Origin of the sequence: Nonomuraea sp. NPDC050227 (assembly GCF_044459705.1) — a bacterium.
Classification (GTDB): domain Bacteria; phylum Actinomycetota; class Actinomycetes; order Streptosporangiales; family Streptosporangiaceae; genus Nonomuraea.
Genome location: NZ_JBITJF010000001.1, coordinates 757,669 through 779,770, shown reverse-complemented (window position 1 = coordinate 779,770; position 22,102 = coordinate 757,669). Strand labels below are relative to the sequence as shown.

29 protein-coding genes are annotated in these 22,102 nt (G+C 70.4%); 23 read left to right on the top strand and 6 right to left on the bottom strand.

Annotated elements, in window-relative coordinates; genetic code table 11:
- Nucleotides 1-32: 32 nt before the first annotated feature.
- Entirely contained in the window at nucleotides 33-341 is a 309-nt protein-coding gene (locus tag ACIBK9_RS04235; protein WP_397155052.1) for a hypothetical protein, read from the bottom strand.
- Between the two features lie 440 nt (nucleotides 342-781).
- On the opposite strand from ACIBK9_RS04235, the gene ACIBK9_RS04230 reads away from it, so the two are divergent.
- From ACIBK9_RS04230 to ACIBK9_RS04205, 6 genes are all read left to right on the top strand, one after another.
- Nucleotides 782-1,282, top strand: coding sequence for a SigE family RNA polymerase sigma factor (locus tag ACIBK9_RS04230; protein WP_364333359.1), 501 nt, complete (start codon nucleotides 782-784; stop codon nucleotides 1,280-1,282).
- Nucleotides 1,279-2,058 (top strand): hypothetical protein, encoded by a 780-nt coding sequence (locus tag ACIBK9_RS04225; protein ID WP_397155050.1) that lies wholly within the window; start codon nucleotides 1,279-1,281, stop codon nucleotides 2,056-2,058. The genes ACIBK9_RS04230 and ACIBK9_RS04225 overlap by 4 nt, the downstream gene beginning before the upstream one ends.
- Before the next feature lie 251 nt (nucleotides 2,059-2,309).
- Entirely contained in the window at nucleotides 2,310-2,855 is a 546-nt protein-coding gene (locus ACIBK9_RS04220) for a GrpB family protein (RefSeq protein WP_397155048.1), read from the top strand.
- 45 nt (nucleotides 2,856-2,900) lie between these two features.
- Nucleotides 2,901-3,164: a hypothetical protein gene (locus ACIBK9_RS04215; protein WP_397155046.1), complete on the top strand. Its 264-nt coding sequence runs from the start codon at nucleotides 2,901-2,903 to the stop codon at nucleotides 3,162-3,164.
- Nucleotides 3,165-3,348: 184 nt separating this feature from the next.
- Nucleotides 3,349-3,570, top strand: a complete 222-nt coding sequence (locus ACIBK9_RS04210) for a hypothetical protein (RefSeq protein WP_397155044.1) — start codon at nucleotides 3,349-3,351, stop codon at nucleotides 3,568-3,570.
- A 264-nt stretch (nucleotides 3,571-3,834) separates the two neighbouring features.
- Nucleotides 3,835-5,325, top strand: coding sequence for a hypothetical protein (locus ACIBK9_RS04205; protein ID WP_397155042.1), 1,491 nt, complete (start codon nucleotides 3,835-3,837; stop codon nucleotides 5,323-5,325).
- A gap of 7 nt (nucleotides 5,326-5,332) precedes the next feature.
- On the opposite strand, the gene trpS is transcribed toward ACIBK9_RS04205, so the two are convergent.
- Nucleotides 5,333-6,313: a tryptophan--tRNA ligase gene (trpS, locus tag ACIBK9_RS04200; RefSeq protein WP_397155040.1), complete on the bottom strand. Its 981-nt coding sequence runs from the start codon at nucleotides 6,311-6,313 to the stop codon at nucleotides 5,333-5,335.
- 272 nt (nucleotides 6,314-6,585) lie between these two features.
- Here trpS and ACIBK9_RS04195 point away from each other — a divergent pair, with 272 nt between their 5' ends.
- The 3 genes from ACIBK9_RS04195 to ACIBK9_RS04185 all read left to right on the top strand — a co-directional run bounded on the left by ACIBK9_RS04195 (nucleotide 6,586) and on the right by ACIBK9_RS04185 (nucleotide 8,680).
- Nucleotides 6,586-7,047, top strand: coding sequence for a hypothetical protein (locus ACIBK9_RS04195; RefSeq protein ID WP_397155038.1), 462 nt, complete (start codon nucleotides 6,586-6,588; stop codon nucleotides 7,045-7,047).
- A 25-nt stretch (nucleotides 7,048-7,072) separates the two neighbouring features.
- Nucleotides 7,073-7,963: a permease-like cell division protein FtsX gene (locus tag ACIBK9_RS04190; RefSeq protein ID WP_397155036.1), complete on the top strand. Its 891-nt coding sequence runs from the start codon at nucleotides 7,073-7,075 to the stop codon at nucleotides 7,961-7,963.
- A 63-nt stretch (nucleotides 7,964-8,026) separates the two neighbouring features.
- Nucleotides 8,027-8,680, top strand: a complete 654-nt coding sequence (locus tag ACIBK9_RS04185; RefSeq protein WP_397155034.1) for a class I SAM-dependent methyltransferase — start codon at nucleotides 8,027-8,029, stop codon at nucleotides 8,678-8,680.
- Here ACIBK9_RS04185 and ACIBK9_RS04180 read toward each other — a convergent pair.
- Nucleotides 8,659-9,492, bottom strand: a complete 834-nt coding sequence (locus ACIBK9_RS04180) for a helix-turn-helix domain-containing protein (protein WP_397155032.1) — start codon at nucleotides 9,490-9,492, stop codon at nucleotides 8,659-8,661. The two genes, ACIBK9_RS04185 and ACIBK9_RS04180, sit on opposite strands and share 22 nt — an antisense overlap.
- 58 nt (nucleotides 9,493-9,550) lie before the next feature.
- Nucleotides 9,551-10,147, bottom strand: a complete 597-nt coding sequence (locus tag ACIBK9_RS04175; RefSeq protein WP_397155030.1) for a hypothetical protein — start codon at nucleotides 10,145-10,147, stop codon at nucleotides 9,551-9,553.
- 85 nt (nucleotides 10,148-10,232) lie between these two features.
- On the opposite strand from ACIBK9_RS04175, the gene ACIBK9_RS04170 reads away from it, so the two are divergent.
- Nucleotides 10,233-10,904, top strand: coding sequence for an HNH endonuclease family protein (locus ACIBK9_RS04170; RefSeq protein ID WP_397155028.1), 672 nt, complete (start codon nucleotides 10,233-10,235; stop codon nucleotides 10,902-10,904).
- 24 nt (nucleotides 10,905-10,928) lie between these two features.
- Here ACIBK9_RS04170 and ACIBK9_RS04165 read toward each other — a convergent pair whose 3' ends face one another.
- Nucleotides 10,929-11,750, bottom strand: coding sequence for an alpha/beta fold hydrolase (locus ACIBK9_RS04165; protein ID WP_397155026.1), 822 nt, complete (start codon nucleotides 11,748-11,750; stop codon nucleotides 10,929-10,931).
- Nucleotides 11,751-11,817: 67 nt separating this feature from the next.
- Between ACIBK9_RS04165 and ACIBK9_RS04160 the strand changes: the two genes are divergently transcribed.
- Nucleotides 11,818-12,306, top strand: a complete 489-nt coding sequence (locus ACIBK9_RS04160; protein WP_397155024.1) for a MarR family transcriptional regulator — start codon at nucleotides 11,818-11,820, stop codon at nucleotides 12,304-12,306.
- The gene (locus tag ACIBK9_RS04155; RefSeq protein ID WP_364333404.1) at nucleotides 12,303-12,833 is read left to right on the top strand and encodes a flavoprotein; all 531 of its coding nucleotides are present in this window, start codon (nucleotides 12,303-12,305) and stop codon (nucleotides 12,831-12,833) included. Before ACIBK9_RS04160 ends, ACIBK9_RS04155 begins: the two co-directional genes overlap by 4 nt.
- Here ACIBK9_RS04155 and ACIBK9_RS04150 read toward each other — a convergent pair.
- The gene (locus ACIBK9_RS04150; RefSeq protein ID WP_397155022.1) at nucleotides 12,814-13,794 is read right to left on the bottom strand and encodes a GlxA family transcriptional regulator; all 981 of its coding nucleotides are present in this window, start codon (nucleotides 13,792-13,794) and stop codon (nucleotides 12,814-12,816) included. The genes ACIBK9_RS04155 and ACIBK9_RS04150 overlap by 20 nt on opposite strands.
- Before the next feature lie 131 nt (nucleotides 13,795-13,925).
- Here ACIBK9_RS04150 and ACIBK9_RS04145 point away from each other — a divergent pair, with 131 nt between their 5' ends.
- The 11 genes from ACIBK9_RS04145 (at nucleotide 13,926) to ACIBK9_RS04095 (ending at nucleotide 22,095) form a co-directional block, all read left to right on the top strand.
- Nucleotides 13,926-14,351, top strand: coding sequence for a DUF6010 family protein (locus ACIBK9_RS04145; protein WP_352363358.1), 426 nt, complete (start codon nucleotides 13,926-13,928; stop codon nucleotides 14,349-14,351).
- Between the two features lie 36 nt (nucleotides 14,352-14,387).
- Nucleotides 14,388-16,187 carry a flavin-containing monooxygenase gene (locus tag ACIBK9_RS04140; protein WP_397155019.1) on the top strand — a complete coding sequence of 600 codons (1,800 nt, stop codon included), beginning with the start codon at nucleotides 14,388-14,390 and terminating at the stop codon, nucleotides 16,185-16,187.
- Nucleotides 16,188-16,315: 128 nt separating this feature from the next.
- Nucleotides 16,316-16,585 (top strand): hypothetical protein, encoded by a 270-nt coding sequence (locus tag ACIBK9_RS04135; RefSeq protein ID WP_358291054.1) that lies wholly within the window; start codon nucleotides 16,316-16,318, stop codon nucleotides 16,583-16,585.
- The gene (locus ACIBK9_RS04130) at nucleotides 16,578-17,192 is read left to right on the top strand and encodes a DUF6879 family protein (RefSeq protein ID WP_397155017.1); all 615 of its coding nucleotides are present in this window, start codon (nucleotides 16,578-16,580) and stop codon (nucleotides 17,190-17,192) included. The genes ACIBK9_RS04135 and ACIBK9_RS04130 overlap by 8 nt, the downstream gene beginning before the upstream one ends.
- A 4-nt stretch (nucleotides 17,193-17,196) precedes the next feature.
- Nucleotides 17,197-17,916, top strand: coding sequence for a DUF6082 family protein (locus ACIBK9_RS04125; protein WP_397155015.1), 720 nt, complete (start codon nucleotides 17,197-17,199; stop codon nucleotides 17,914-17,916).
- Nucleotides 17,917-17,927: 11 nt separating this feature from the next.
- Nucleotides 17,928-18,317: a hypothetical protein gene (locus ACIBK9_RS04120; protein WP_397155013.1), complete on the top strand. Its 390-nt coding sequence runs from the start codon at nucleotides 17,928-17,930 to the stop codon at nucleotides 18,315-18,317.
- 67 nt (nucleotides 18,318-18,384) lie between these two features.
- Nucleotides 18,385-19,002 carry a TetR/AcrR family transcriptional regulator gene (locus ACIBK9_RS04115; RefSeq protein WP_387671965.1) on the top strand — a complete coding sequence of 206 codons (618 nt, stop codon included), beginning with the start codon at nucleotides 18,385-18,387 and terminating at the stop codon, nucleotides 19,000-19,002.
- Nucleotides 18,999-19,415 carry a thioesterase family protein gene (locus tag ACIBK9_RS04110; protein ID WP_352363345.1) on the top strand — a complete coding sequence of 139 codons (417 nt, stop codon included), beginning with the start codon at nucleotides 18,999-19,001 and terminating at the stop codon, nucleotides 19,413-19,415. Before ACIBK9_RS04115 ends, ACIBK9_RS04110 begins: the two co-directional genes overlap by 4 nt.
- 61 nt (nucleotides 19,416-19,476) lie before the next feature.
- On the top strand, nucleotides 19,477-20,637 hold the full coding sequence (locus tag ACIBK9_RS04105) for a sensor histidine kinase (protein WP_397155010.1): 1,161 nt from the start codon (nucleotides 19,477-19,479) through the stop codon (nucleotides 20,635-20,637).
- Nucleotides 20,625-21,266: a response regulator gene (locus tag ACIBK9_RS04100; protein ID WP_397155008.1), complete on the top strand. Its 642-nt coding sequence runs from the start codon at nucleotides 20,625-20,627 to the stop codon at nucleotides 21,264-21,266. The genes ACIBK9_RS04105 and ACIBK9_RS04100 overlap by 13 nt, the downstream gene beginning before the upstream one ends.
- 34 nt (nucleotides 21,267-21,300) lie before the next feature.
- Nucleotides 21,301-22,095, top strand: a complete 795-nt coding sequence (locus ACIBK9_RS04095; protein WP_397155006.1) for an MBL fold metallo-hydrolase — start codon at nucleotides 21,301-21,303, stop codon at nucleotides 22,093-22,095.
- The last annotated feature ends 7 nt before the right edge of the window (nucleotides 22,096-22,102 follow it).

Sequence of the window (22,102 nt, the reverse complement as noted above, 5' to 3'; positions counted from 1 at the left end):
GTCGCGGGGAACGCGGTTGAGCTACAGCGCGCCTAGCACTTCGCCCAATAGATCATCCGACCGTACGAACGCAGCATCGTCGAATCGGGTGGCCCGTCATGGATTCGTGACTCGATGAGGGGGCCCTCTCCAGAGAGAAGAGCGTCGAGCTCGAAAATCGCGTCCTCGATGTCCTCGTCGAGTTCACTGGTACGGCGTCGAACCCAGAAGTGCAATCCGACGCGATCCGTCTCCACGCAGACTGCGACGGCAATGACGTCAGCAGAAACAAGGCCCAATAATGCTTGGACCGCATCCAGAACTATCGCGTTCTCTCGCTCAAGTTCCTCTGAACTGGTCATGGGCGCACTCCAGTCAGGGCTGACCGACATGATCACAGCGTATGAGGTGCTGCTTGAGCAGCCACGATCCGTCGGAGGAGCCTTCGCCAGGGGCAGTCCCCGCATCCTGGGGAGTACGACCACGATCCTCCCAGAGAGGTCAGGCCAGTATTCTTCCGGTCTGATCCACAGGGTCCAGTCGCCTGGCTGCCCTGAGAGTGGTGACGGTCTCCGGTGCATTCAGCGCGTCCTCGGCGCCGCGCCCGAACGCCTACGGCGGGCCGTACCCATGCGAGGAGACGTGAGCGGATACGCGATAAGCGCCTTGGGCGTCGATGCCACCGGCAGTTGATGATCTACGCCTGCCCGGCCTCGACGTGAGCGCTCACCGCGGCGCCTGTCATCCGTACGTGCCACCCACGTTGTAGTCATCGCCGGAGACGACGAGACGGAGATGACTGATGGACGACGGGTTCGCCAAGTACGTGGCGCATCGCCATCTACGGCTGTGCCGGATGGCGTACCTCCTCACCAGGGACTGGGGCACCGCCGAGGACCTGGTGCAGACGGCGTTGGCCAAGGCCTGGGTGGCCTGGCGGCGGATCGAGGGCAACCCCGATCCGTACGTCTATCGCATCATCGTCAACACCCACGCCACCTGGTGGCGTCGGTTGTGGCGTGGCGAGGTGCCGGTGGAAACCCTGCCCGAGACGGCCGACCCGCAGGACCACGCGGCCGCCGTGGGGGACCAGGCGGCGCTGTGGAAGGCCATCGCCACGCTGTCGCCCCGTCAGCGGGCGGTGATCGTCCTGCACTATTTCGAGGGACGGACGCTCACCCAGATCGCCGACATCATCGGCTGCTCGCTGGGCGCGGTCAAGAGCCAGCTCGGCAGGGCGCTGACCCGTCTGCGCGTCGATCCGGACATCCGCACCATGAATCTGAAGGAGCTCCAGCGATGAGGCACACGGAGAGCAACCTGCGCACGCTCCTGGACACGTACGCCCATGACGCGACCAATAGGGAACCGGTCCCCCACCTCGACGCGATCGTCCGCCGAGGCCGCCGGATGCGGCGGGTCCGGCGTTCGCTGAACGTCGGGGTGCTGGCCGTCGCCACCGTCGCTGCCGTCATGCTGACCGGCCCCGACCGGACCGACCAGGCCGCGGTGGCCGCGCCGCCCAGCTCGGCGCGGATCCAGACGCCCCCGGAGCTGCCCAAGACGTTCCCCGTGGTGCTGGGAGCCGAGAAGTTCACCCTTCCCCTCATCCACACCCAGCGCTTCGGTACGACAGGCGTCCGCAAGAGCGTGACCTTCACGCCGACGAGCTTCTCCACCGGTTACAAGGTGGTTTGTGCTGATCCCCGAGCATGGGTCGTCGTTTCGGCCCCGCTCAGGAGCGGTGAAGCGGGCGGCACGGCCGGGCGGTGCGGAGCCGGGGTGGGCGGCCATCACGACCGGCTGTCGGCACCGACCAAATGGCTCAAGGGCCGGCAGACGATCCAGGTATGGGTTTTCCCCGCGGACGCCCCCGTCGTCAGGGTCGCCGAAGAACTCGGCCGCTGCCTGCCGTCCCGGAAGGGGGCGACATGCGACGAGCCGGCGGCCGGCGCCTCGCTTTTCCGCCCTGACGTGCTCGAACGCCTCTCGGCGGAGGTCGGCGAACAGCCCGGCGAGTGGGCGGTCGGCGTCTATGACCGCCCAACCACCGTTGATCGCGGCCACCAACCCTCCTGACCACGGGGGCACGAGGTCGGACGGCGTCCCGCCCGACAGGGGGCACCGGAAGAACGGCACCGCGGCCCTCACCCCGCCCGCCGTCCGGGCGCGCGGCGGGGGCCGGTCCCGGACGGTGGCTCGCCGGCGTCTGTGCCGGGTCGATCGGGTGTAGTGGATCACCGCGTGTTCGGCCCGAACGGAACGTGGCCGGCAGTCGGACTTTCCTGCGCACCGCTCACGCATGCCTGTCCGCCCACTAGGCTCCAGCCGTGATCGCGATAGTCGACTATGACCCCACATGGCCGGATCGGTTCGAGGCGCTGCGCAGGGAGTACGCCGAGGCATTGGCAGCCGCCGAAGTCGCCGTGATCTCCATCGAACATGTCGGCAGCACGTCAGTCCCCGGGCTGGCCGCCAAGCCGATCATCGACTGCGACATCGTGGTGGCGGAGCAGGATGTCGCCGCCGCCACGGACGTCCTGATCGGCCTGGGGTTCTCGCCGTTGGGCGAGCGGGGGATCCCCCAGAGATGGGCCTTCAAGGCACCCGCACGACTCGCCGGGACCCACACCTACGTCATCGTCGACGGTTCGCTGTCCCTCCGCAATCACCTCGCGGTCAGAGACATCCTGCGGACCAACGCGAGACTTCGCGACCAGTACGCCATGGTGAAGAAGCACGTTGCCGGGAACGCCGCCGACATCGACGACTACGTCCGAGGAAAGAACGCGACGGTCCAGGCCATCCTCGCGGAAGCCGGCCTGACCGACGCTGAACGAGCCTCGATAAATGCCAACCAGATGCCGTCCCAATAGGGGCTCGACGTGCACGACCGAGGTCAGGTGTGGTCCGCGTACGCCATGTGGATCCCACAGTCGCGACACCTGAACAGGCAGCTGCTCGGGTGGGAATTCCTTGCCGACGCCGCCACCCCGAAAAATGCAGCTGATGCCCTTACCGTGAGAGCCCTGGGGAACGCCGCTTTCATACTTGCAGCGGTGGTGACCGCTTTCGATCTCATTTTCCAGCAAGAGCTCTCCACCCATGCTCTCCTCGGGACGCTCATTTTCGCTGGGATCGGTGTCGGGCTTCGCATCGAAGCCGCGATTCGCCTGCGTGATTGACGGCCTGTCCCGCTGCCGAGCTGCCTGTAGGCGTCGCATGGGAACAGGCCAGCCGATGACGGTCGGCCGGGCGTGGTAGGTCATGATGCCCCTGGCGGGTTACCGAAGAGCAGAGGGCGTTTCGATGGCTGTGCGCAGGACGGACCCGCCTTCTCGGCGTGAGGGAGGAGCAAGGAGCGGGCTCTTGGGCCCCGCCCTGGTCAATCTCGCGCTCGGCGTGCCCGCGACCCTGCCGCTCGCCCTGGCGTGGTGGCTGCTGACCGAGTACCTGCCGATGGACTGCCGGAGCACGGAAGACCTCGCCAAGCCGGGTCTCGTCAACTGCAACTACACGACGCTCGATCACGCGGGCGTCGTCATGTTCCTCCTGGTGGTTACCGGCGCCGTCATCCTGGCGCTGCTCTGACGCCGGGGCCCGGGGTGTCCGTCGGCAGAGGGGAAGGTGCTCAGCTGAGGTCGGCGGTGACCGCGGCGAGTTCGCCGCGGGAGGCGACGCAGCGCCGCGCTGCCCGCCGTACGGCGCTCGTGAACAGAATGGCCCGGGATGACGTCTGGGGCCCGCCTGTACGACGGCGAGCCGCGGGCTGGAGTCGGCAGCCTGCTTTCCCGCCTTGACCGCTGCCCTGCTTCGCGCGAGTTGTGAATGCCCACAAGCTCGGGCAATGTGGCCGTGATCATGCTGCTCAGCCGTGAGAGGCCGCCCGTGTACGTGGTCTATCGATCCTGGGACCAAGGGATGTTGGGAAAGTCGGTCCGGCGCCTGGCCGAGCCGACGGTCCTGGAGTGGGTCCGGAACGTTTGGAGTGATACCGCGGCTCAGGACACCCATGACCGGCTCATGCGGGAGCTGGGGGCGAATGTCCATGGGCTGGACTGTCTCTTCTCGGAGGGTGGTCCGGTCCCCGCGACCATGCAGGAGCTCCGCACTCTTGCCAGAACGCGGATCCCGGACGTCTATCAGTGCAACGTCGACGAGCACAGCGTTCGCGTGCTCGCCAACGGGCTGGACTATGACGTGGCCTACTATCTCGTCGATGACGCCGCGGTCGCGGCGGATCCGGGGCGGTGGGCCTTCGCCGTGCACGACGGGCCGCTGCCCGAGGTGGCTGATGCCGTTGCGGGCGCCACGACGTTCACGCCGCCGCTGCGGGTCACCGAGCTGACCGAACGATCGCCTGCGGAGGCAGGGTGCGTCTTCGCGGTACTGCTCACCTGCAAGGCGAGGCACGACAGCATCGGCTGGAATCCCACTCACGTGTTGCCCGGTGTACGACTGTCGCGATTCGGCGCGGCGCTACGGGACCTGGACGCCTCCACCGAGGAGTGGCCCGAAGAGCTGCGTGTTCTGCGTGTGCTGGTCGCGCCCGGCGAGGACGGCGTAGTGGCCGCGCTGGAGCGTTGCAGCCGATGGCCCGAGCATCCGCGGGGGTCGGGCGAGGAGCATGCCCTGCCTCACTCGCATGCCGAAGCGCTGCGGCTCCTTGAGACTGATCGCGACGGGACCGTTGTCCGGACGGGTGAGCACGTGGCCCAGATGTTCGTCCACGGCGGCCACGGGACGTACGAACAGTGGTTCTTCTTCGACGACCGATGGGCCGGCGCCTACCCTGAGCTCGCCTCGTCGCTGATCTGGTTCGCCTACCACTGGGATCCGCTCTGCTCAGGTGATCACCTGCACCTCACCCCCTGCTCCGACAACCGGGTCCGGTACGTCGCCGTAGTGGGGGACGACGGCCAGACACACGTACGACAGGCGCTACCCCTCGACGAGGCACGCGTGGGGGACCTGCGCCGCTGGTCCTACGAGAAGCGGCTGCCAGGCCATCCGATGGCCGGAGAAGTGCTCGGCACAGTGGAGATCCAGTTGCAACAGCCGTCACCGGACACGTGCAGGCTCACTGAGTTCAAAATCACGCGCAGCCGTCATGGGCAGGCGGTCGCCGGTCTGCTCGGCCGACGCGTCCGTCAGGATCTGCAAGAGGCCGGCATCAGCCGCACCACCGGTTGGCTGCCCCAGAACAACCTGTATTCGCACGGTCGTCGTTTTCTGCGGGTGCTCGGGCGGATTTGCGAGGGCTCTGACGGGGTCCATGTCCTGATCGGCGGGGGGCGCGTGCCCGCCTCCGGTGCGGGGTCGGAGGCGGGCGTGGTGCGGGGTTGAGTCGCAGTCAGGCGGGGAGCAGGCCGATGGCTGCCTTGGCCTGACGGACCTTGGCGCCGGCCAGGTCGCGGGCTTGCTCGGCGCCGGCCCGCAGGGCCTTCTGGACGTGGCCGGGGTCTTCCGACAGGTGCAGGTAGCGGTCGCGGATGGGGGTGAGGGTGGCCACCACCGCGTCGGCCACCGCCTCCTTGAGCTCGCCGTAGCGGTCGAACCGGGACGCCAGGTCCTCGGGCGCGTGGCCGGTGCAGGCGGCCAGGATGGCCAGGAGGTTCGAGACGCCGGGTTTGCGGTCGGGGTCGTACGCGACCGTGTTGTCCGCGTCGGTGACCGCGCGCATCACCTTGCGCCGCAGCACGTCGGGCTCGTCGAGCAGGCGCAGGGCGCCGCCCGGCGTGGCGGCCGACTTGCTCATCTTGTCGGCCGGGGACGTCAGGTCCATGAGACGGGCGGCCACCGGCGGGTTGACCGCCGTGGGCACGGTGAAGACGGGGGCGTACCGGGTGTTGAACCGCTGGGCGACGGTTCTGGCCAGCTCGACGTGCTGGCGTTGGTCCTCGCCGACGGGGACCTCGTCGGTGTCGTACAGCAGGATGTCGGCGGCCATGAGGATCGGGTACGTCAGCAGCGACATGCGGACCTGCTGCTGACGGCCGGACTTCTCCTTGAACTGGATCATCCGCTGGGCCTCGCCGTAGCCCGTGGTGCATTCGAGCAGGTAGTGCAGTTCGGTGTGTTCCGGCACGTGCGACTGGACGAGGAACAGGCAGGACTCGGGGTCGGTGCCGGCGGCGAGCAGCAGGGTGGCGAATTCCAGGGTTCGCCGGTGCACCTGGGTGGGGTCGTGGTCCAGGGTGAGCGCGTGCAGGTCGGAGATGAAGACGACGGTGTCCGTGGTGGTCTGACCGGCGATGATCGGCGCGATGGCGCCGAAGTAGTTGCCGAGGTGCAGGTCGCCGGACGGCGTGAAACCCGTGAGACGTCGTGGCATCGGTGGAGCTCCCTCAGGTCGGGAGCCGCCTGTCGTCCTGGATCGGCCGAGGAATGAGGACACCGACGGGCCGCCCGGGACGGGGCGGCCGCTTTGTCAGGTCTGCGCGGATGAGCAGTGCCGCCCGGTTAGGGGCGCCACCAGCCGAGAAATGAGTGGATCATCCGCATGACGCATACCGTACCACCCGGTTTGGAGCGGGCGGTCCGCCGGTCGATGAGTATGGTCAAACGTCTGGTGGTTCGGTGGGTTGGTCCGGGATCATGCTGCCCGTGGCGATGCTCCGGTTGTTCGCGATAGGCCTTCTTGCCGGTGCCGCGCTGTGCCTGGTCCTGTGGTCGCCGCTACGTGCGGACGATTTTGAGCATGCGCGGCTCTCGACGCTGATGGCCCTGGAGATGGGGCAGTTCGTCACCGTGCCGATCGCGCTGGTCGGGGGGTTCGTGCTCGCCGTGAAAGGGGCATGGGCGCGGACTCCTGGCTATCTGCTGGGGACGGTCACGACCCTTTTCGGGGTGCTGGTCGCCACTCAGGCATGGGCCATGGGCGAATGGGTCGAGACCGGCCCGTCCGGGATAGGCGATCCGGAAGGCGAAAGCGTCCTGGCGTTTCTGGGCCTGTTCTCCGGTGCGGTGACTACGGTCGTCGGCCTGTCCATCCTGATGTTGCGATGGTCCGGCTACGATTCCTCGACCGCGCCGGTACGTCAGCGACGCCCGCGCAGGCGCAGGTGAATATTTTCGTGGTGCGAGGAGTCCGGTGAGACGTTGGTTCTGGCGGGTGCTGGTTGCGAGTGTCGTGGCGTTGTCGGGAATGGCAGGGCCGGCCGCGTCGGCCGAGGTGGAGCCCGGTCCCGCGGGCGTCGCCGCTGACAACGGTGAAATCGCGGTGTTCCTCTGTACGCCCTCCGCGCGCGGGTGTGACAAACGGCATGCGACGGCGAGACAGCGGCGCGACATGGAGGCTTTCCTGAACTCCACGCCCGGCGTGACCGAGGTCCGGTTCGTGAGCCGGGCGGCGTCCTACGCGGGGTTCCGGCGGGAGTTCGCCGGTCAGCGGAAGATGCTGGCCGAGGTGCGGGCCAAGGACATGCCGGAGTCGTTCTGGATCCGGGTCTCCGAGGTGGCTGATCGGACTCGCGTCGTGAATGCGGCGGATCGGCGGCCCGGGGTCGCACTGGTGGTCGATCAGCTGGAGACCCGTCGCGTGACCCGGCCGTACTGGAGTGTGGAAGTCTCCGTGTTCCTCTGCACGGGCGATACCTCCTTGCCCGAGTGCCGGCACGGGCGGGGAGGGGCGAACAAGAAAGCCGCCACCGCCAAGGAGAAGAAGGCGATCGTCGCCGTCATCGAGCGAATTCCCGGCCTCGAATCGTATGAATACGAGGACCAGCAGACGGCCTATCGCCACTTCGCCGAGACGTACGCGGACAATGAGACGTTGGTCGCGGCTACCAGGGTGTCGGACATGCCCGAGTCGTATCGGCTGTCGATACAGCCGGAGGTGAACCGAGGCCCCTGGCGTCACCGGCTCGCGAAGATGCCGGGAGTCAGCCAGGTGTGGGACCACGAGTGCGTGTCGCAAGGGGCGCGGCTCTGGTCCGAATACGGGCTGCAGGACGTCGAAGCCCTAACCCGGGAATGCGAGTAGCGGCGTCGACGCGCGAGCGTTCTGTTCAAGACCGGGGGGCGGCGTACGGCTGAGACTGCGCTCATGTCGCAACAGACCTTCACCCCCGCCCTCGGACGCCTGAAGTTCACCCGCCTGTACGACCCGGTGGTCGCCCTGACGCGGGAACGGCTGTGGCGCAGCCTGGTGGCCATGCACGTCGCCCCCAGGCCCGACGACACGATCGTGGACGTCGGCTGCGGCACCGGTTCGCAGGCCATGCTGCTGCACCGCCTCGAACCGCGGGCCCGGATCATCGGCGTCGACCCCGATCCGGAGACGCTGGCCCAGGCGCGACGCAAGAGCAGGGCGAGCGGTACGGCCCCGGAATGGCGGCTCGGCATGGGGGACGCGCTGACCGGCCTGCTGGGGCCGGGTTCGGCCGACACGGCGGTGTCGAGCCTGGTCCTCCACCAATGTCCGCTTCCGATGAAACGCGCGATCCTCGCCTCGATGCACGCCGTGCTGCGGCCGGGCGGCAAGCTGGTGATCGCCGACTACGGGTGGCAGCGGACGGCATCGATGCGGCTGGCGTTCCGTGTCGTGCAACTGGCCGACGGGGTGCGGGACACGCAGCCCAACGCGGACGGCGTGCTGCCGGAGCTGATGACCGGCGCGGGGTTCGCGGACGTCCGGGAGGCGGAGGTCGTGCGGACGGTGACCGGCTCGATCTCCGTCTACGTGGCCGCCCGCGGCTGACCGGCTCGATCTCCGTCTACGTGGCCGCCCGCGGCTGACCGGCGCAGCAGCGGCAGCACGGTCGCCGGCGTGAGCCCCAGCATGTCGCGCAGCTGCCGGTGGAAGTGGGCCTGGTCGGCGAAGCCGCCGTCGAGCGCGGCCTCGGCGATCGAGCGGCCGTCGGCCAGGGCGCGGGCCGCTCGGGTGAGCCGCCGCCAGATGCGCCACCGGGCGAGCGGCATGCCGAGTTGCAGCCGGGCCAGGGCGCGCAGGCGTTGGGGGGACAGCCCGGCCTGCGCGGCCGCGTCGGCGACCAGGAGGTTCCGCGACGTCAACGCCTCCATCGCGATCATCAGGCGCGGATCGAGCGCCCGGGACGGCCGAGGTTCCGCCACCAGACGGAAGTCCTCCTCACGGAGGGCATGCAGGTCGGCGGCCGCGGTGATCACCCCGCCGACGGACGGGGAGCCGGGGCCGACGGTGGGCGGAAGGCCCGAGCCGGTGGGGGAGCTGCCTCCCGCGGCTGAAAGGCCGGAGCCGGTGGATAACCGGTCGGAGGCCGAGGTGCAGCGGTCGCGCAGGGCGGACGCGTACGAGCACTGCGGCTCGACGAACCAGATGCGGACGTCCGGCGCCCCCGGCATGCGGTGCCGGACCATGGGCGGGATGATCAGGGCAGGCCCGCGATGACACGCCCCCCGCTCGTCGATGACGGTCACCTCGCCCTCCACGGCGGCCGTCACCTGGTAGGCGGCGTGACGATGGAGCGAGTTGTCCGCCGACGGCCCCTGGTACGACGCGTACCCCTCACCGATGAAGAACCGGCTCGTCATCCCTCACCCCGCATCACCGAACCACCGCCCATGGTGCCGGAAATCGGGACGTGCGGGATCAGCTCCAGGTGGCGCGCTTGAGCACGCCGGCCAGCCCGTAGGTGTTCCAGGCGTCCACCACCAGGATCCCGGACCGCGGCAGGAACCACTCCTTCTCGTTCCACCTGGCGGTGGTGCGGCCGGTGTCGTTCGTCACGCAGCGGTTCGGCCAGGTGGTGTACGTCGCCTTGTGCCCGGAGCCCACCGGCCGCAGCCCGCGGTAGGACGCCTTCTCGCCGGGATACCAGCTCAGGTTGGAGTTGAACGGGCACGGGATCACCCCGCTGAACGGATGGAACTGCTGCTTGCCCGTGTACGTGACGGACCCGCCGCCGACCGGCACGTTCGTGTAGTCCTTCGGGCCGAAGATCCAGAAGCTCTCGCAGTCGGGCGCGAACGGCTCCGGCTTCTTGCACAACAACCCGGTCACCACCACGACGTGGTCGCCGGACCGGTGCACCTTCCAGTCGGCGGGGATCCGCAGCGTCATGCCGCGGAAGGAGAGCGTCTTCCCGGCGGTGGAGGCCGACGCGAGGGACGCGGTCGCGGGCAGCACGGGCAGCGTGGTGGCGGAGGCGGCGGTCAGGGCGGCGAGGAGGAGAGGGAGCTTTCTCATGGTTCGGGAAGGTACGCACCCCCACTTGCGGAGGGCTGGCCATCCACTTGGAGGAGGTCCGTCGTGGGTGGGTATGGGGTAAAGCATGATCTTCCTGAGACGGGCCGTCCTGATGGCCGTCCTCGCCTTTCTGGTCATCCCGATCACCGAGGTCGTCGCCGCGCCGCAGCCGGCCGCGGCGCAGTCCGGCGCGCGCGCCCAGGCAGGCGCGCAGGCCGGTGCGGCGCGGGCCCGCCGCATGCTGGCCCAGCTACGGGTCGCCAGGCCCTTATCGCTGCGCGGCTACACCCATCGCCGGTTCCAGCCCAGGTGGGGACGTCACAAGGGAAGGTGTGACGTACGCGAGACCGTCCTGGCCCGGGACGGGCGGCGGGTGCGCAGGAACGCGGCCTGCCATCCGGTGAAGGGCGTCTGGTACAGCCCGTACGACGGCAGGCGGTTGAAGAGCGAGCGCATGGTGGACGTCGACCACGTCGTCCCGCTGGCCTACGCCTGGCGCTCGGGCGCCAAGAGGTGGAGCCAGGCGCGGCGGCGGGCCTTCGCCAACGATCTCACCCGTCCTGAGCTGGTCACCGTCAGCCATTCCGCCAACATCGCCAAGGGCGGGCAGGGGCCGCAGAGCTGGCGGCCGCGCCGCCGCGCCTACTGGTGCCGCTACGCGACCTCGTGGATCACCGTGAAACACCACTACCGCCTGTTCGTGACGCGCAGCGAGCGCGTGGCGCTGTCCAACATGCTCCGCACCTGCGGCCGCTGACCACGTGTCCAGCCGGCCGTATGTTCACTGGCCGGGAGCGAGCAGTTCCTTGAGCGCCCGAGCCGTCGCGCGCGGGAAGGCCGTGTTGCCGTTGTGGCCGCCCGGCAGCGTGACCGGCTCGACGCCGAGCAGCTCGGCCAGCGCGAGCGCGCAGCGGTAGGTGTGCACCGACGGCCGGGTGGCGAGGCCGATCGCCGGGATCACCCGGGTCCCGGTGCCCACCGTCTCCGCCGGGGCGAGGTCGTCCTCCATGACGGCCGTGAACTCCGTCCCGATGAAGAACCCGAAGTTGGCCTGCCGCCGGGCCGTGAGCGGCTGCGGGGTGAGGCCGTCCTCGGTCTCGTCGTGGGCCGGGTCGATGCCGAGGTGCCGGGTGATCGCGGGGAAGGCCGCGGCCAGCCCCCCGTCCGCGTACGCCCGCTGGATGGCCGCCAGCTCGGCCACGTGCTCGGCGCGGCCGGCGGCGGGCAGCAGGTTCGGCAGCACGGGCTCGTGCGCGACCAGCGTGCCGAGCACGCCGGGGTGGCGGGCCGCGACCCGCAGGCCGATCGCGCCTCCCATGCTGAACCCGGCCATCAGGGCGGGCCCGTCGGCGACCTCGGCGAGCAGCCGCGCGACGTCGTCGGCGTGGTCGGCCATGGTGACGGGCGGCGCGGCGGGGTCGAGGGTGCTGCGCGACAGGCCGCGCCGGTCGTAGGTGACGACGGTGAAGGCGTCGGCCAGGAGCGGCACGAGGTCGGCGGTGCGATCGGCGTCGCCCTCGCCGCTCTGCGACAACAACAGGACCGGGCCGCTGCCCTCGACCTGGAAGTGGAGGGTGGCGCCTGGGACGGGAAGGGCGTTCATGGGGGTCTCCTCCGCTAGGGAAAAAAGCATCTAAATCGATGCATCGATATAGATGTATCATGACTTCATGAACGGAGTCGAACTGTTCCTGCTCGGCCGCACCCTCATGAAGATCGGCGAGCAGGCGATGCCCCAGCCGAAGGGCGACGGCCCCCGGGGCTCGGTCCGTACGGTGCTCGTCGTCCTCGGCGACGTGGTCGCCCACCCCGGCACGACGGTCAGCGAGATCGCGGCGCGGACCGGCCTGCCGCAGAGCCAGGTGTCCACGGCCGTCGCCCGGCTGGAGTCCACGGGGTCGATCGAGGGCGTGCCTGATCCGGCCGACCGGCGGCGGCGGCTCATCCGTCCCGCTGCGACGCCCTCCGCCCGGGTCGCCGAGGTCAGGGCCGCCACGATCGACGACGCCCTCGCCGCAGCCCTGCCCGATCCGGCCCCCGAGGCGGTCCGCGAGGTCACCGCCGCCCTGGAGGTGCTGGCCCGCCACCTCACGCCGGAGGTCGCCGTCCGCGTACGCGAGGTCGAGGGGGCGGCGGGCGTCCTACGATCTCAATCGTGAAGACACCGGCACGCAGTCTCTATGTCATCGTGTGCGCGGCCGGCCCGGCCGGCGACGTGGCCAGGCTGGTCGTCCCGGCCCAGGAGGAGGGCTGGGACGTCCAGGTCGTCGCCACGCCGTCGGCGCTCGGCTTCGTCGACGTGCCGGAGCTGGAGCGCCTGACCGGGCGCCCGGTCCGCAGCCGTTACCGCAAGCCGCACGAGCCCAGGCCGCCGAGGGCCGACGCGATCATCGTCGCCCCGGCCACGTACAACACGATCAACAAGTTCGCCATGGGCGTCGCCGACACCTACGCGCTCGGGCTGCTGGCCGAGGCTCCGGGGCTCGGCATCCCCGTGGTCGTGCTGCCGTTCGTCAACAGCGCGCTCGCCGCCCGCGCGCCCTTCCGGCGCAGCGTCGAGGAGCTGCGGTCGGAGGGGGTGCGCGTCCTGATCGGACCGGGGCAGTTCGAGCCGCACACGCCGAGCGCGGGCGACGGCAACGACACCTACGTCTGGGAGAGCGCGCTCACGGCGCTGCGTCCGTGACGAGAGGCTCGTCCGTGACGAGAGGCCGGAAAGAGGCGCGGTAGGACTGCGGCGGCACGCCGACCACCCGCTTGAACCGCTCGCGGAGGGCGACTGCCGAGCCGAACCCGGACTGCGAGGCGATCCGCTCCACGCCGTGGTCGGTCGTCTCCAGGAGGAACTGCGCCCGCCGCACCCGGGCGCGCAGCAGCCACTGCAGCGGCGTGGTGCCGGTCTGCTCGCGGAACCGGCGGCCGAACGTGCGCTCGCTCATCCCGCAGTGCGCGGCCATCGCGGCCAGGGTCACCCTGCCGTCGAGGTTGTCCTCGATCCACGCCAGCACCGGCTCCAGCAGCGAGCCCTGGGGCACGGGCGGCCGGGTGTGCGCCATGAACTGGGCCTGGCCGCCCTCCCGCTCCAGGGGCGTCACCGACAGGCGGGCCGAGTCCGCGGCGACCGCCGAGCCGAAGTCGCGCCGGACGAGGTGCAGGCACAGGTCGAGCCCGGCGGCGGCGCCGGCCGAGGTCAGGATCTGGCCGTTGTCGACGTAGAGCACGTCGGGCCGCACGTCGACGTCGGGGAACAGCTCGGCCAGCCGGTCGGCGGCCATCCAGTGGGTGGTCGCGCCCAGCCCGTCGAGCAGCCCGGCGGCGGCCAGGGTGAAGGCCCCCACGCAGATGGAGGCGACGCGGGTGCCGGCGGCGGCCGCCTCGCGCAGCGCCGCGAGCACCTCGGGCCCCGGCGGGACGGCCTGTTCCGAGCAGCCGGGCACGATGATCGTGTCGGCGGTGCGCAGCGCCTCCAGGCCGTGGGGCGCGACGATCGTGAAGGCGTCGGCGGGCACCTGCGGCGTCGCCGCGCACACCTGGACCCGGTACGGGCGGCTCCCGTCGGCCAGCCGGGCACGGCCGAACACCTCGACCGGGATCGCCAGGTCGGCCGCCACCACGTGATCGAGGGCCAGGACCGCCACAGTGTGCATGCGGCCACGCTAGGCCAGGCGGCGGGCGGTTGGCGGGAACTCGTCGGTGTTTGTCGAACCAGCCACTGTGACGGTCCGGACGGCCCGCCTAGCCTGGCTGCGTTCCCCTCGAAACCGGCAGGAAGTGCCCCATGTCCATCCTCATGCCGATCCTGATCGGCCTGGTCGCCGTCTCCCTCGTCTCCCTGATCCCCGAGCCGCACGGCCGCCGCGCCAACGCCGTGCTGGTGGCCGGCGCGGGCGCCGCCTACCTCAGCGGCGGCGGGCTCGGCTACTGGGAGTTCCTGCTGCCGGTCGTGATGACCTACGTCGCCTACCGCGGGCTGGAGAGCTGGACGTTCATCGGCATCGGCTGGCTGCTGCACACCGCCTGGGACGTGCTGCACCACCTCCAGGGCAGCCCGCTGCTGCCCTTCGCCGCGGACTCCTCCTTCGGCTGCGCCATCTGCGATCCGGTGATCGCGTTGTGGTGCTTCGCGGGCGGTCCGCCGGTCCTCGGCCGGCTGCGGGCCCGCTTCGCCCGTCCGCGGGCCTTGTCGAACGAGATTCGCGAATGACATTCTGGAATTCGGAACCTCGTCCCCGGAGGACGTATGGACAAAGAAGCCCTCCGCCGCAAATACCTCGAAGAGCGCGACAAGCGGCTCCGCCCGGACGGCGACGACCAGTACGTCCGCCTCACCGGCCGCTTCGCCCACTACCTCGACGACCCGTACACGCCGAGGACCGAGCGCGAACCGAAGACCGACCACGTGACGGTGGCCGTCGTCGGCGGCGGGTTCGCCGGGCTCGTCACCGGCGCCCGGCTCAGGGAGGCGGGGGTCGGCGACGTGCGGATCGTCGAGAAGGGCGGCGACTTCGGCGGCACCTGGTACTGGAACCGCTACCCGGGAGCCCAGTGCGACACCGCGTCGTTCGTGTACATGCCGCTCCTGGAGGAGACCGGCCACATGCCGACGGAGAAGTACGCGCACGCGCCCGAGATCCTGGAACACTGCCGCCGCATCGGCAAGCACTACGGCCTGTACGACGACGCGCTCTTCCACACCGAGGTCCAGGACCTGGAGTGGGACGCGTCCCGGTCGCGCTGGACCGTGCGGACGAACCGCGGCGACGCCTTCACCGCCCGGTTCGTGGTCATGGGCATCGGCCCGCTGCACGTGCCCAAACTCCCTGGCATCCCGGGCATCGACGAGTTCCGCGGGCATTCGTTCCACACCAGCCGCTGGGACTACGACTACACCGGCGGCGACCCCACCGGCGCGCCCATGGACCGGCTGGCGGACAAGCGCGTCGCCGTCATCGGCACGGGCGCGACGGCCGTCCAGTGCGTGCCGCACCTGGCCCGCGCCTGCGCCGAGCTGTACGTGTTCCAGCGCACCCCCTCCTCGGTGGACGTACGCGACAACCGGCCCACCGACCCCGCCTGGTTCGCCGGGATCGCCACCCCCGGCTGGCAGCAGCGCTGGCTGGAGAACTTCACCGGCAACCAGACCGGCGGCCTGGTCGACGAGGACCTGGTGATGGACGGCTGGACCGACATCGCCCGCCGCGTCCGCGCCCGCATCGCGGCCCTGCCGCCCGAGGACCTGACCCCGGAGAAGATGGCGCAGGCGTACGAGGACTCCGACTTCGAGAAGATGGAGGAGATCCGGGCCCGCGTCGACGCGATCGTCGCCGACCCGCAGACCGCGGCGAAGCTCAAGGCCTGGTACCGTCAGCTCTGCAAGCGTCCCTGCTTCCACGACGAGTACCTGCAGGCCTTCAACGTGCCGGGCACCCGCCTGGTGGACACCGACGGCAAGGGCGTCGAGCGCGTCACCGGGCGCGGGGTGGTGGCCGCGGGCGTCGAGTACGAGGTCGACTGCGTCATCTACGCCTCGGGCTTCGAGGTGACCACCGACTACACCCGGCGCGCCGGCTACGAGCTGACCGGCCGCGACGGCCTCCGGCTCACCGACCGCTGGGCGGACGGCATGCGCACTTTGCACGGCATCCACGTGCACGGCTTCCCGAACGTCTTCGTCGTCCAGCCCACGCAGGGCGCGAACCTCATCTCCAACATCCCGCACAACCTCACCGAGGCCGGCCGGACCATCGCCACGATCGTCAGCCACGCGCTCGACCAGGGCTTCGACGAGGTCGAGGCGACCCGGGAGGCCGAGGACGCCTGGATCGAGCTGCTGCTGTCGGGCCCCGGAAGCATCCTGGGCGCCTCCGCCGACTGCACCCCCGGTTACTACAACAACGAGGGCCGCGACGCCGGCATGAAAGGCCGGCTGAACATCGGCCATCCACAGGGGGCGACGGCGTACTTCGCCTACATCGACGGCTGGCGCACGTCGGGGGCGTTCGAGGGGCTGGAGTTCCGCAAGCGCGCAGAGGGAGAATGATCCGGCGCGCACCGCGAAAACATTACTGCCGCCGCAGTGAATTCACTCTTCCGTGACAGGGACATTGTCCGTCATGGCATTCGATGTCACACTCATGCGTAACGCCACCAGGGAAAAGAGGTTTTGCCGTGGCGCGTCCATGGGAAGCTGACGCATCGGCCGAACTGCGACGACGCCTGGGGAGGTCGGCCCTTGAGCTCGGCGATACCACGGCAAGTCCCTCATGTCCTGACATCTGGGAGCTTTCCAATGGCGATATCGCGGTGATCGGACGCGACCTCACGGAGAGTTATCGTGGCCGCCTGCCCGCGGGGGTTAGTATTGCCCGAGACGAACGCCTGGTCGTCATTCCTCGCAAGATGCTCGTAGCCGCCAAGCCGGATATCCCTGATGCTTAGAAACGTCGCTGCGGCGCAGTCCCAGCTGCTCACTCCAGATGAGTATTTCTCCGATTTCTGGCCGTACTTCCAAGGGCTCGAACGGGTCTTCTGGAAACTGGAGACCCGCCAGAGCTACCGCGAGCCGGACGAGCCGAGCTGGCTGGCCCTCGACGCCGGCGACTGGGGCGAGGCGATCCGGCTCATCGACGAGCGCCGCCACGAGATCCAGCGGCCGCTGCGCGAGGCGGGGGAGTTCGCGATGCGGCGCGTCCGGCTCGTCGAGCGGCCCTTCAGCCGCTACCTGCAGTGGGAGCTCTACTACATCCGCCTGCGGGCGCTGGCGGGTGAGCACATCCGCGTGCTCGAAGCCGACCGCCTGCCCGCGCTCGGTTTCCCCGGGCCGCTGCCCGAGCTGGTCGTCCTCGACTCGACGGTCATGTACGAGGTGCTCTACAGCGAGGACGGCACACTGACCGGAGCGCGCAAGATCCTCGACCGGTCGTTGATCGAGAGCTGCGGAGACGACATGGACAAGCTCTTCGGCCAGGGGGTGGAGCTCATTCCGTACATGGCCGCCGAACGCGACGTCCTCCCCCCGCCCCTGCGCCACTCCGCCACGTTGTAGCCCGGTGAACAGGCGGTCGTTCGGACGCTACTGGGTGACCATCCTGCTCCTGCTGTCGGTGGTCGCCGCCGCCGGGCTGGTCGTCGCCTCGCCGTTCTTCCTGGCCGCCCTGGGGCGCAGCCGCGGCGACTGGTCGGTGCTCGGCGACATCGGCCAGACGTACGGCGCGGCCTCGGCCATCCTGGCCGTCCTCGCGCTCATCGGCGTGGCGTTCTCGCTCGTGCTCCAGGCCAGGGAGGCCAAGTCCGCCAGGGAGCAGGCGCTGCGCACGCTGCACGGCGACCTGATGAAGATGGCGATGGACGACCCGCTCTACCGGGCCTGCTGGGGAGCGTTCTTCGCCTCCGGCGACGAGGAGGGCCAGCGGGCCCACCTGTACGTGAACATGATCCTCAACCACTGGCTGCTGATGTGGGAGCTGCGCTCGATCACCGAGGCGCACCTGCGGGAGATCGCCGCCACCGTGCTCGCCGGGCCGATCGGGCGCGACTTCTGGCGGCAGGCCCGGACGCTGCGGACGACGAGCGCCGGGTCGCGCAGGGAACGCCGGTTCAACCTGATCATCGACGACGTCTACTCGGAGGTCACCGCCGGCGGGGCGGCGCCCGTGGCCGCGCGGGCGGCCCGCGGGGGGAGTTCTGTGGTGATGGGGGTCGGGGTGGCGCTCGCGCTGGTTGTTGTCGTTCAGCGTATTTTGCGGGGATTCGTCAGGGGTGGGCGCTAGTTTCGTCCACCATGAGCTACGACCTGTACTTCGGCTCGGAGGACGACGAGCCGCGCCCGCCGGACCTGGTGGCCTGGAACAACGTCGTCACCCAGGCCCGCGCGCTGCTCGGCGACGTGACGGTCTTCGAGGACCCGCCCAACTGGGAGCTCGAACACGAGGGCACCGGCATCTCCGTGGACCACTGGGCGGGCGGCTGGGGGATCAGCGTGCCCTACTGGTGGCACGGTGAGGCCGCGGGCAGGGTCGTGGACCTGATGTACCAGGTGGCGCGGATCGTCGAGCGCGAGTCGGGGCTCGACGGCAACGATCCCCAGCTCGACTGCCCGCTCGCGGACGCGGACGCGGCGGCGGCGGTCCGGATCTTCGACGCGGTCGCGGTGCGCTCCGGAAGGATCTGACGGGGTGCGCTCCGGAAGGATCTGACCCAGCAATCTGAACGATCGGTCGTTAATGTATGCTGGCGGCATGGCCGACGTGAAGGAAGACGGTCGCCGGGCGCGCGGGCAGCGCAGCCGTGAGGCGATCCTCGGGCAGGCCGTGTCACTGGCCTCGGTGCACGGTCTGGACGGGCTGACCCTGGGCCGGCTGGCCGAAGCCGCCGGAGTCAGCAAATCCGGATTTTTCGCCCACTGGAGGGATAAAGAGCAACTTCAGCTCGACACCATCGAGTGGGCCGTCCGCCAATGGACCGACGAGATCGTCAAGCCCGCGCTCAAGGCCCCTCCCGGCGTGGCCCGCGTCCTGGCCCTGCACGAGGCCCGCCTGCGGTTCTACGAGAGAGGCGTCCTGCCCGGCGGGTGCTTCTTCTACACGGCGCGGGTGGAGTTCGACGACCGTCCCGGCCCGGTCAGGGACCGGGTGGCCGAGTCGATGGCCGACTGGCTGAGGTTCATCGAGCGGCTGGTCCGGGAGGCGGTCGAGCTGGGGGAGCTGCCCCCGGAGACCGACCCGGCGCAGCTCGCGTACGAGATCGACGCCCTCGGCGAGGCCGCGGTCACCCACACCCGCCTGCTCGGCAGGGGCGAGGCCGCCTACGAGCGGGCCCGCCGAGCCGTCCACGACCGACTGAAGGAGTTCGCGTGACCCAGACCCGCCCCGCCCAGGTGCACTTCGACGACCTCGACGCGATGGGCCTGCTGCACAACTCGCGTTACGCCCTGCTGGTCGAGCGCGCGATCTCCGCCTACTGGGCCGAGCAGGGCTGGAGCTTCGACCCGGCGATCTCCAAGTTCAAGGACCTCTACCTGGCCGTACGCGAGTTCAAGATCACCTACAACGCGCCGGTCATGGGCGCGGGCGAGGTGCAGGTCGACTTCTGGATCGACCGCATGGGCCGCACCAGCGGCGTGTACGGCTTCCGCGTCCTGTCGCAGGACCGCTCGGTCGTGCACGCCGAGGGCTACCGTGTCAACGTCAACCTCGATCCGCAGACCTTCCGGCCCACGCCGTTCAGCGCCGAGCTGCGTACCGCCGCCGAGCCGCTGATGGCGGGCTGAGCCGCCGACGGTAGACCCTGCACTACTGCGGGCCGTTCCCCGCCCCGGATACGGTCACCGGGTGGGAGACAGGACCGCGCTCGAAGCGCTCACGCAGCGGCCGCCCGGCTTCCTCCGGTCGGCGTGGCCGTGGCGGTGCGTGGCGTACCTGGTGGGCAGCGTGGTCCCGGGGGCGGCCGTCGTCCTCGGGGTCATCGCGGTCGGGCTCGCCGGGCCGCCGGCCGGCCTGCTGCTCGTGCCGGTGCTCTTGGCGCTGGTCGTGCCGCTGGTCGCCCGGTTCGAACGGGTGCGGCTGCGCCTGGTGGACACCGTGCCGCTGCCGCCGGTGCCCGACCGGCGCCGGCGGGAGATCGGGGTCGCGGTCATGACGGTGTTCGCGATGTGGTGGATCGACCTGGTCATGCTGGGGTTCACCGTCGGGGGGCCGGTGCTGCTGATCCTGTCGCCCGCGGTCCAGCCGGAGGCCGGGCCGGCCCTGGGCGCCGTGGCGAGCGTGGCGGGGGTGCTGCTGCTGCCGGTGGCGGCGTACACGATCACGGCCTGGGGCGGGGCGCGCGGCGCGATGGTCAGGGCGGTGCTCGCGCCGGCCGCGTCGGAGCTGGGCGAGGTCGTGCGGTCGCGGGCACGCCTGGTGGACGCGTTCGAGACCGAACGCCGCAGGATCGAGCGCGACCTGCACGACGGCGCGCAGCAGCGGCTGGTCGCGCTGTCGATGACGCTCGGCCTCGCCCGGCTGGACGTGCCCGACGACTCGCCGACGGCCCGGCTGCTCGACGTGGCGCACGACGAGGCCAGGCAGGCGCTGGCCGAGCTGCGCGAGCTGATCCGGGGCGTGCACTCGCAGGTGCTCACCGACCGCGGGCTGGGCGCGGCGATCCGCGACGTGGCCGGACGCTCGCCCGTCCCCGTGGACGTGGACGCCGACGAGCTGGGACGGCTGCCCGCGCCCGTCGAGGTCACCGCGTACTACGTGGTCAGCGAGGCCCTGGCGAACGTGGCCAGGCACAGCGGAGCCGCCAGGGCCACGGTCACCGCCCGGACGGCGGCCGGCACGCTGGCCGTCGAGGTGCGCGACGACGGCGTCGGCGGCGCGGACCCGGCCAGGGGCACCGGGCTGACCGGCCTGGCCGACAGGCTGGCCGTGGTGGCGGGAAGATTGTCGGTGTCCAGCCCGCCGGGCGGCCCGACCCTGGTACGAGTGGAGATTCCGTGCGCGTCGTGATCGCCGAGGACGCCGTGCTGCTCCGCGAGGGGCTGGTGGGGCTGCTCGAACGGTTCGGCCACACCGTGGCGGCCTCGGTCGGCGACGCCGAAGCCCTGGTCGCGGCGGTCGCCGAGCACCGCCCCGACGCCGTGGTGACCGACGTGCGCATGCCCCCGGACTTCACCGACGAGGGCCTGCGCGCCGCGCTCGGCCTGCGCCGCCGTCATCCCGAGCTGGCCGTCCTCGTGCTCAGCCAGTACGTCGAGCAGACGTACGCGGCCGAGCTGCTGGAGTCCGGCGCCGGCGCGGGCGTCGGCTACCTGCTGAAGGACAGGATCGGCGACGTGCGCGAGTTCGTCGACGCGCTCGACCGGGTGGCCGCGGGCGGCACGGTCGTGGACCCGGAGGTGGTGCGCCAGCTCCTGCGCCGACGACGCGACCCGCTGGCCCGGCTCACCCCGCGCGAGCAGCAGGTGCTCGCCCTGATCGCCGAGGGCCGCGCGAACGCCTCGATCGCCAGGGAGCTGGTCGTCACCGACGCCGCGGTGGCCAAGCACATCGCCGGCATCTTCACCAAGCTGGACCTGCCGCCCGAGTCCGACGGCCACCGCCGGGTCCTGGCCGTGCTGGCCTACCTTCAGGGGTGACCGGCGGGAAGTCCGAAAAGTAAGGTTCGTTGCCATGAACGAGCAGTGGCAGGAGGTCGGCGATCGGGTCTACGTGCGCCGCCATCGGTCCTTCGACCTGAACACGGGCCTGATCGTGGGCGACGGGCACTGCCTGGTGCTCGACACCCGCAGCTCCCACCGGGAGGCGGCCGACCTGATCGACGCGATCAGGACGATCACCGGCCACCCGTGGACGGTCGTGAACAGCCATTCGCATTTCGACCACTACTTCGGCAACGCGCTCTTCCGTCCCGCCGAGATCTGGAGCCACGTCCGGTGCGCCGAGGAGATCGACGTCTACGGCGAGCGGCACCGCGCGGACGTCATCGAACGGCTGCCGGACCGCCGAGCGGAGATGGAGGAGATCGCCATCGTGCCGCCCGACCACACCTTCACCACCTCGGCCAGCCTCGACATCGGCGGACGCATGGTGCACCTGCGGCACTTCGGGCTCGGCCACAGCAGCAACGACATCGTCGTGCACGTGCCGGACGCCGGCGTGGTGTTCGCCGGTGACCTGGTCGAGGAGGGCGCGCCGCCGGCGTTCGGCGACTCCTACCCGCTCGACTGGCCCGACACGACGGCCGCGATGCTCGACGCGCTGCCCGAGCCGGTGTTCGTGCCGGGGCACGGCGCGGTGGTCGGCCGGGCCTTCGTCCAGGAGCAGCAGGCCGAGCTGGCGCTGGTGGCGGAGCTGGCCGCGAAGGCCCACGTGGAGGGACTGCGCGACTCGATCACGCGGTTCCCGTACCCCGAGGAGGTGTCGCGGCAGGCGATCGAGCGGGCCTTCCTCCAGCTCGACAGGTGAGCTATAT

What these genes read in the sequence shown, in the direction of transcription:
- ACIBK9_RS04235 (WP_397155052.1), bottom strand. Translation starts at nt 341, where the DNA reads ATGACCAGTTCAGAGGAACTTGAGCGAGAGAACGCGATAGTTCTGGAT.
- ACIBK9_RS04230 (WP_364333359.1), top strand. Translation starts at nt 782, where the DNA reads ATGGACGACGGGTTCGCCAAGTACGTGGCGCATCGCCATCTACGGCTG.
- ACIBK9_RS04225 (WP_397155050.1), top strand. Translation starts at nt 1,279, where the DNA reads ATGAGGCACACGGAGAGCAACCTGCGCACGCTCCTGGACACGTACGCC.
- ACIBK9_RS04215 (WP_397155046.1), top strand. Translation starts at nt 2,901, where the DNA reads ATGTGGATCCCACAGTCGCGACACCTGAACAGGCAGCTGCTCGGGTGG.
- trpS (WP_397155040.1), bottom strand. Translation starts at nt 6,313, where the DNA reads ATGCCACGACGTCTCACGGGTTTCACGCCGTCCGGCGACCTGCACCTC.
- ACIBK9_RS04185 (WP_397155034.1), top strand. Translation starts at nt 8,027, where the DNA reads ATGTCGCAACAGACCTTCACCCCCGCCCTCGGACGCCTGAAGTTCACC.
- ACIBK9_RS04180 (WP_397155032.1), bottom strand. Translation starts at nt 9,492, where the DNA reads ATGACGAGCCGGTTCTTCATCGGTGAGGGGTACGCGTCGTACCAGGGG.
- ACIBK9_RS04175 (WP_397155030.1), bottom strand. Translation starts at nt 10,147, where the DNA reads ATGAGAAAGCTCCCTCTCCTCCTCGCCGCCCTGACCGCCGCCTCCGCC.
- ACIBK9_RS04170 (WP_397155028.1), top strand. Translation starts at nt 10,233, where the DNA reads ATGATCTTCCTGAGACGGGCCGTCCTGATGGCCGTCCTCGCCTTTCTG.
- ACIBK9_RS04165 (WP_397155026.1), bottom strand. Translation starts at nt 11,750, where the DNA reads ATGAACGCCCTTCCCGTCCCAGGCGCCACCCTCCACTTCCAGGTCGAG.
- ACIBK9_RS04160 (WP_397155024.1), top strand. Translation starts at nt 11,818, where the DNA reads ATGAACGGAGTCGAACTGTTCCTGCTCGGCCGCACCCTCATGAAGATC.
- ACIBK9_RS04150 (WP_397155022.1), bottom strand. Translation starts at nt 13,794, where the DNA reads ATGCACACTGTGGCGGTCCTGGCCCTCGATCACGTGGTGGCGGCCGAC.
- ACIBK9_RS04145 (WP_352363358.1), top strand. Translation starts at nt 13,926, where the DNA reads ATGTCCATCCTCATGCCGATCCTGATCGGCCTGGTCGCCGTCTCCCTC.
- ACIBK9_RS04140 (WP_397155019.1), top strand. Translation starts at nt 14,388, where the DNA reads ATGGACAAAGAAGCCCTCCGCCGCAAATACCTCGAAGAGCGCGACAAG.
- ACIBK9_RS04130 (WP_397155017.1), top strand. Translation starts at nt 16,578, where the DNA reads ATGCTTAGAAACGTCGCTGCGGCGCAGTCCCAGCTGCTCACTCCAGAT.
- ACIBK9_RS04120 (WP_397155013.1), top strand. Translation starts at nt 17,928, where the DNA reads ATGAGCTACGACCTGTACTTCGGCTCGGAGGACGACGAGCCGCGCCCG.
- ACIBK9_RS04115 (WP_387671965.1), top strand. Translation starts at nt 18,385, where the DNA reads ATGGCCGACGTGAAGGAAGACGGTCGCCGGGCGCGCGGGCAGCGCAGC.
- ACIBK9_RS04095 (WP_397155006.1), top strand. Translation starts at nt 21,301, where the DNA reads ATGAACGAGCAGTGGCAGGAGGTCGGCGATCGGGTCTACGTGCGCCGC.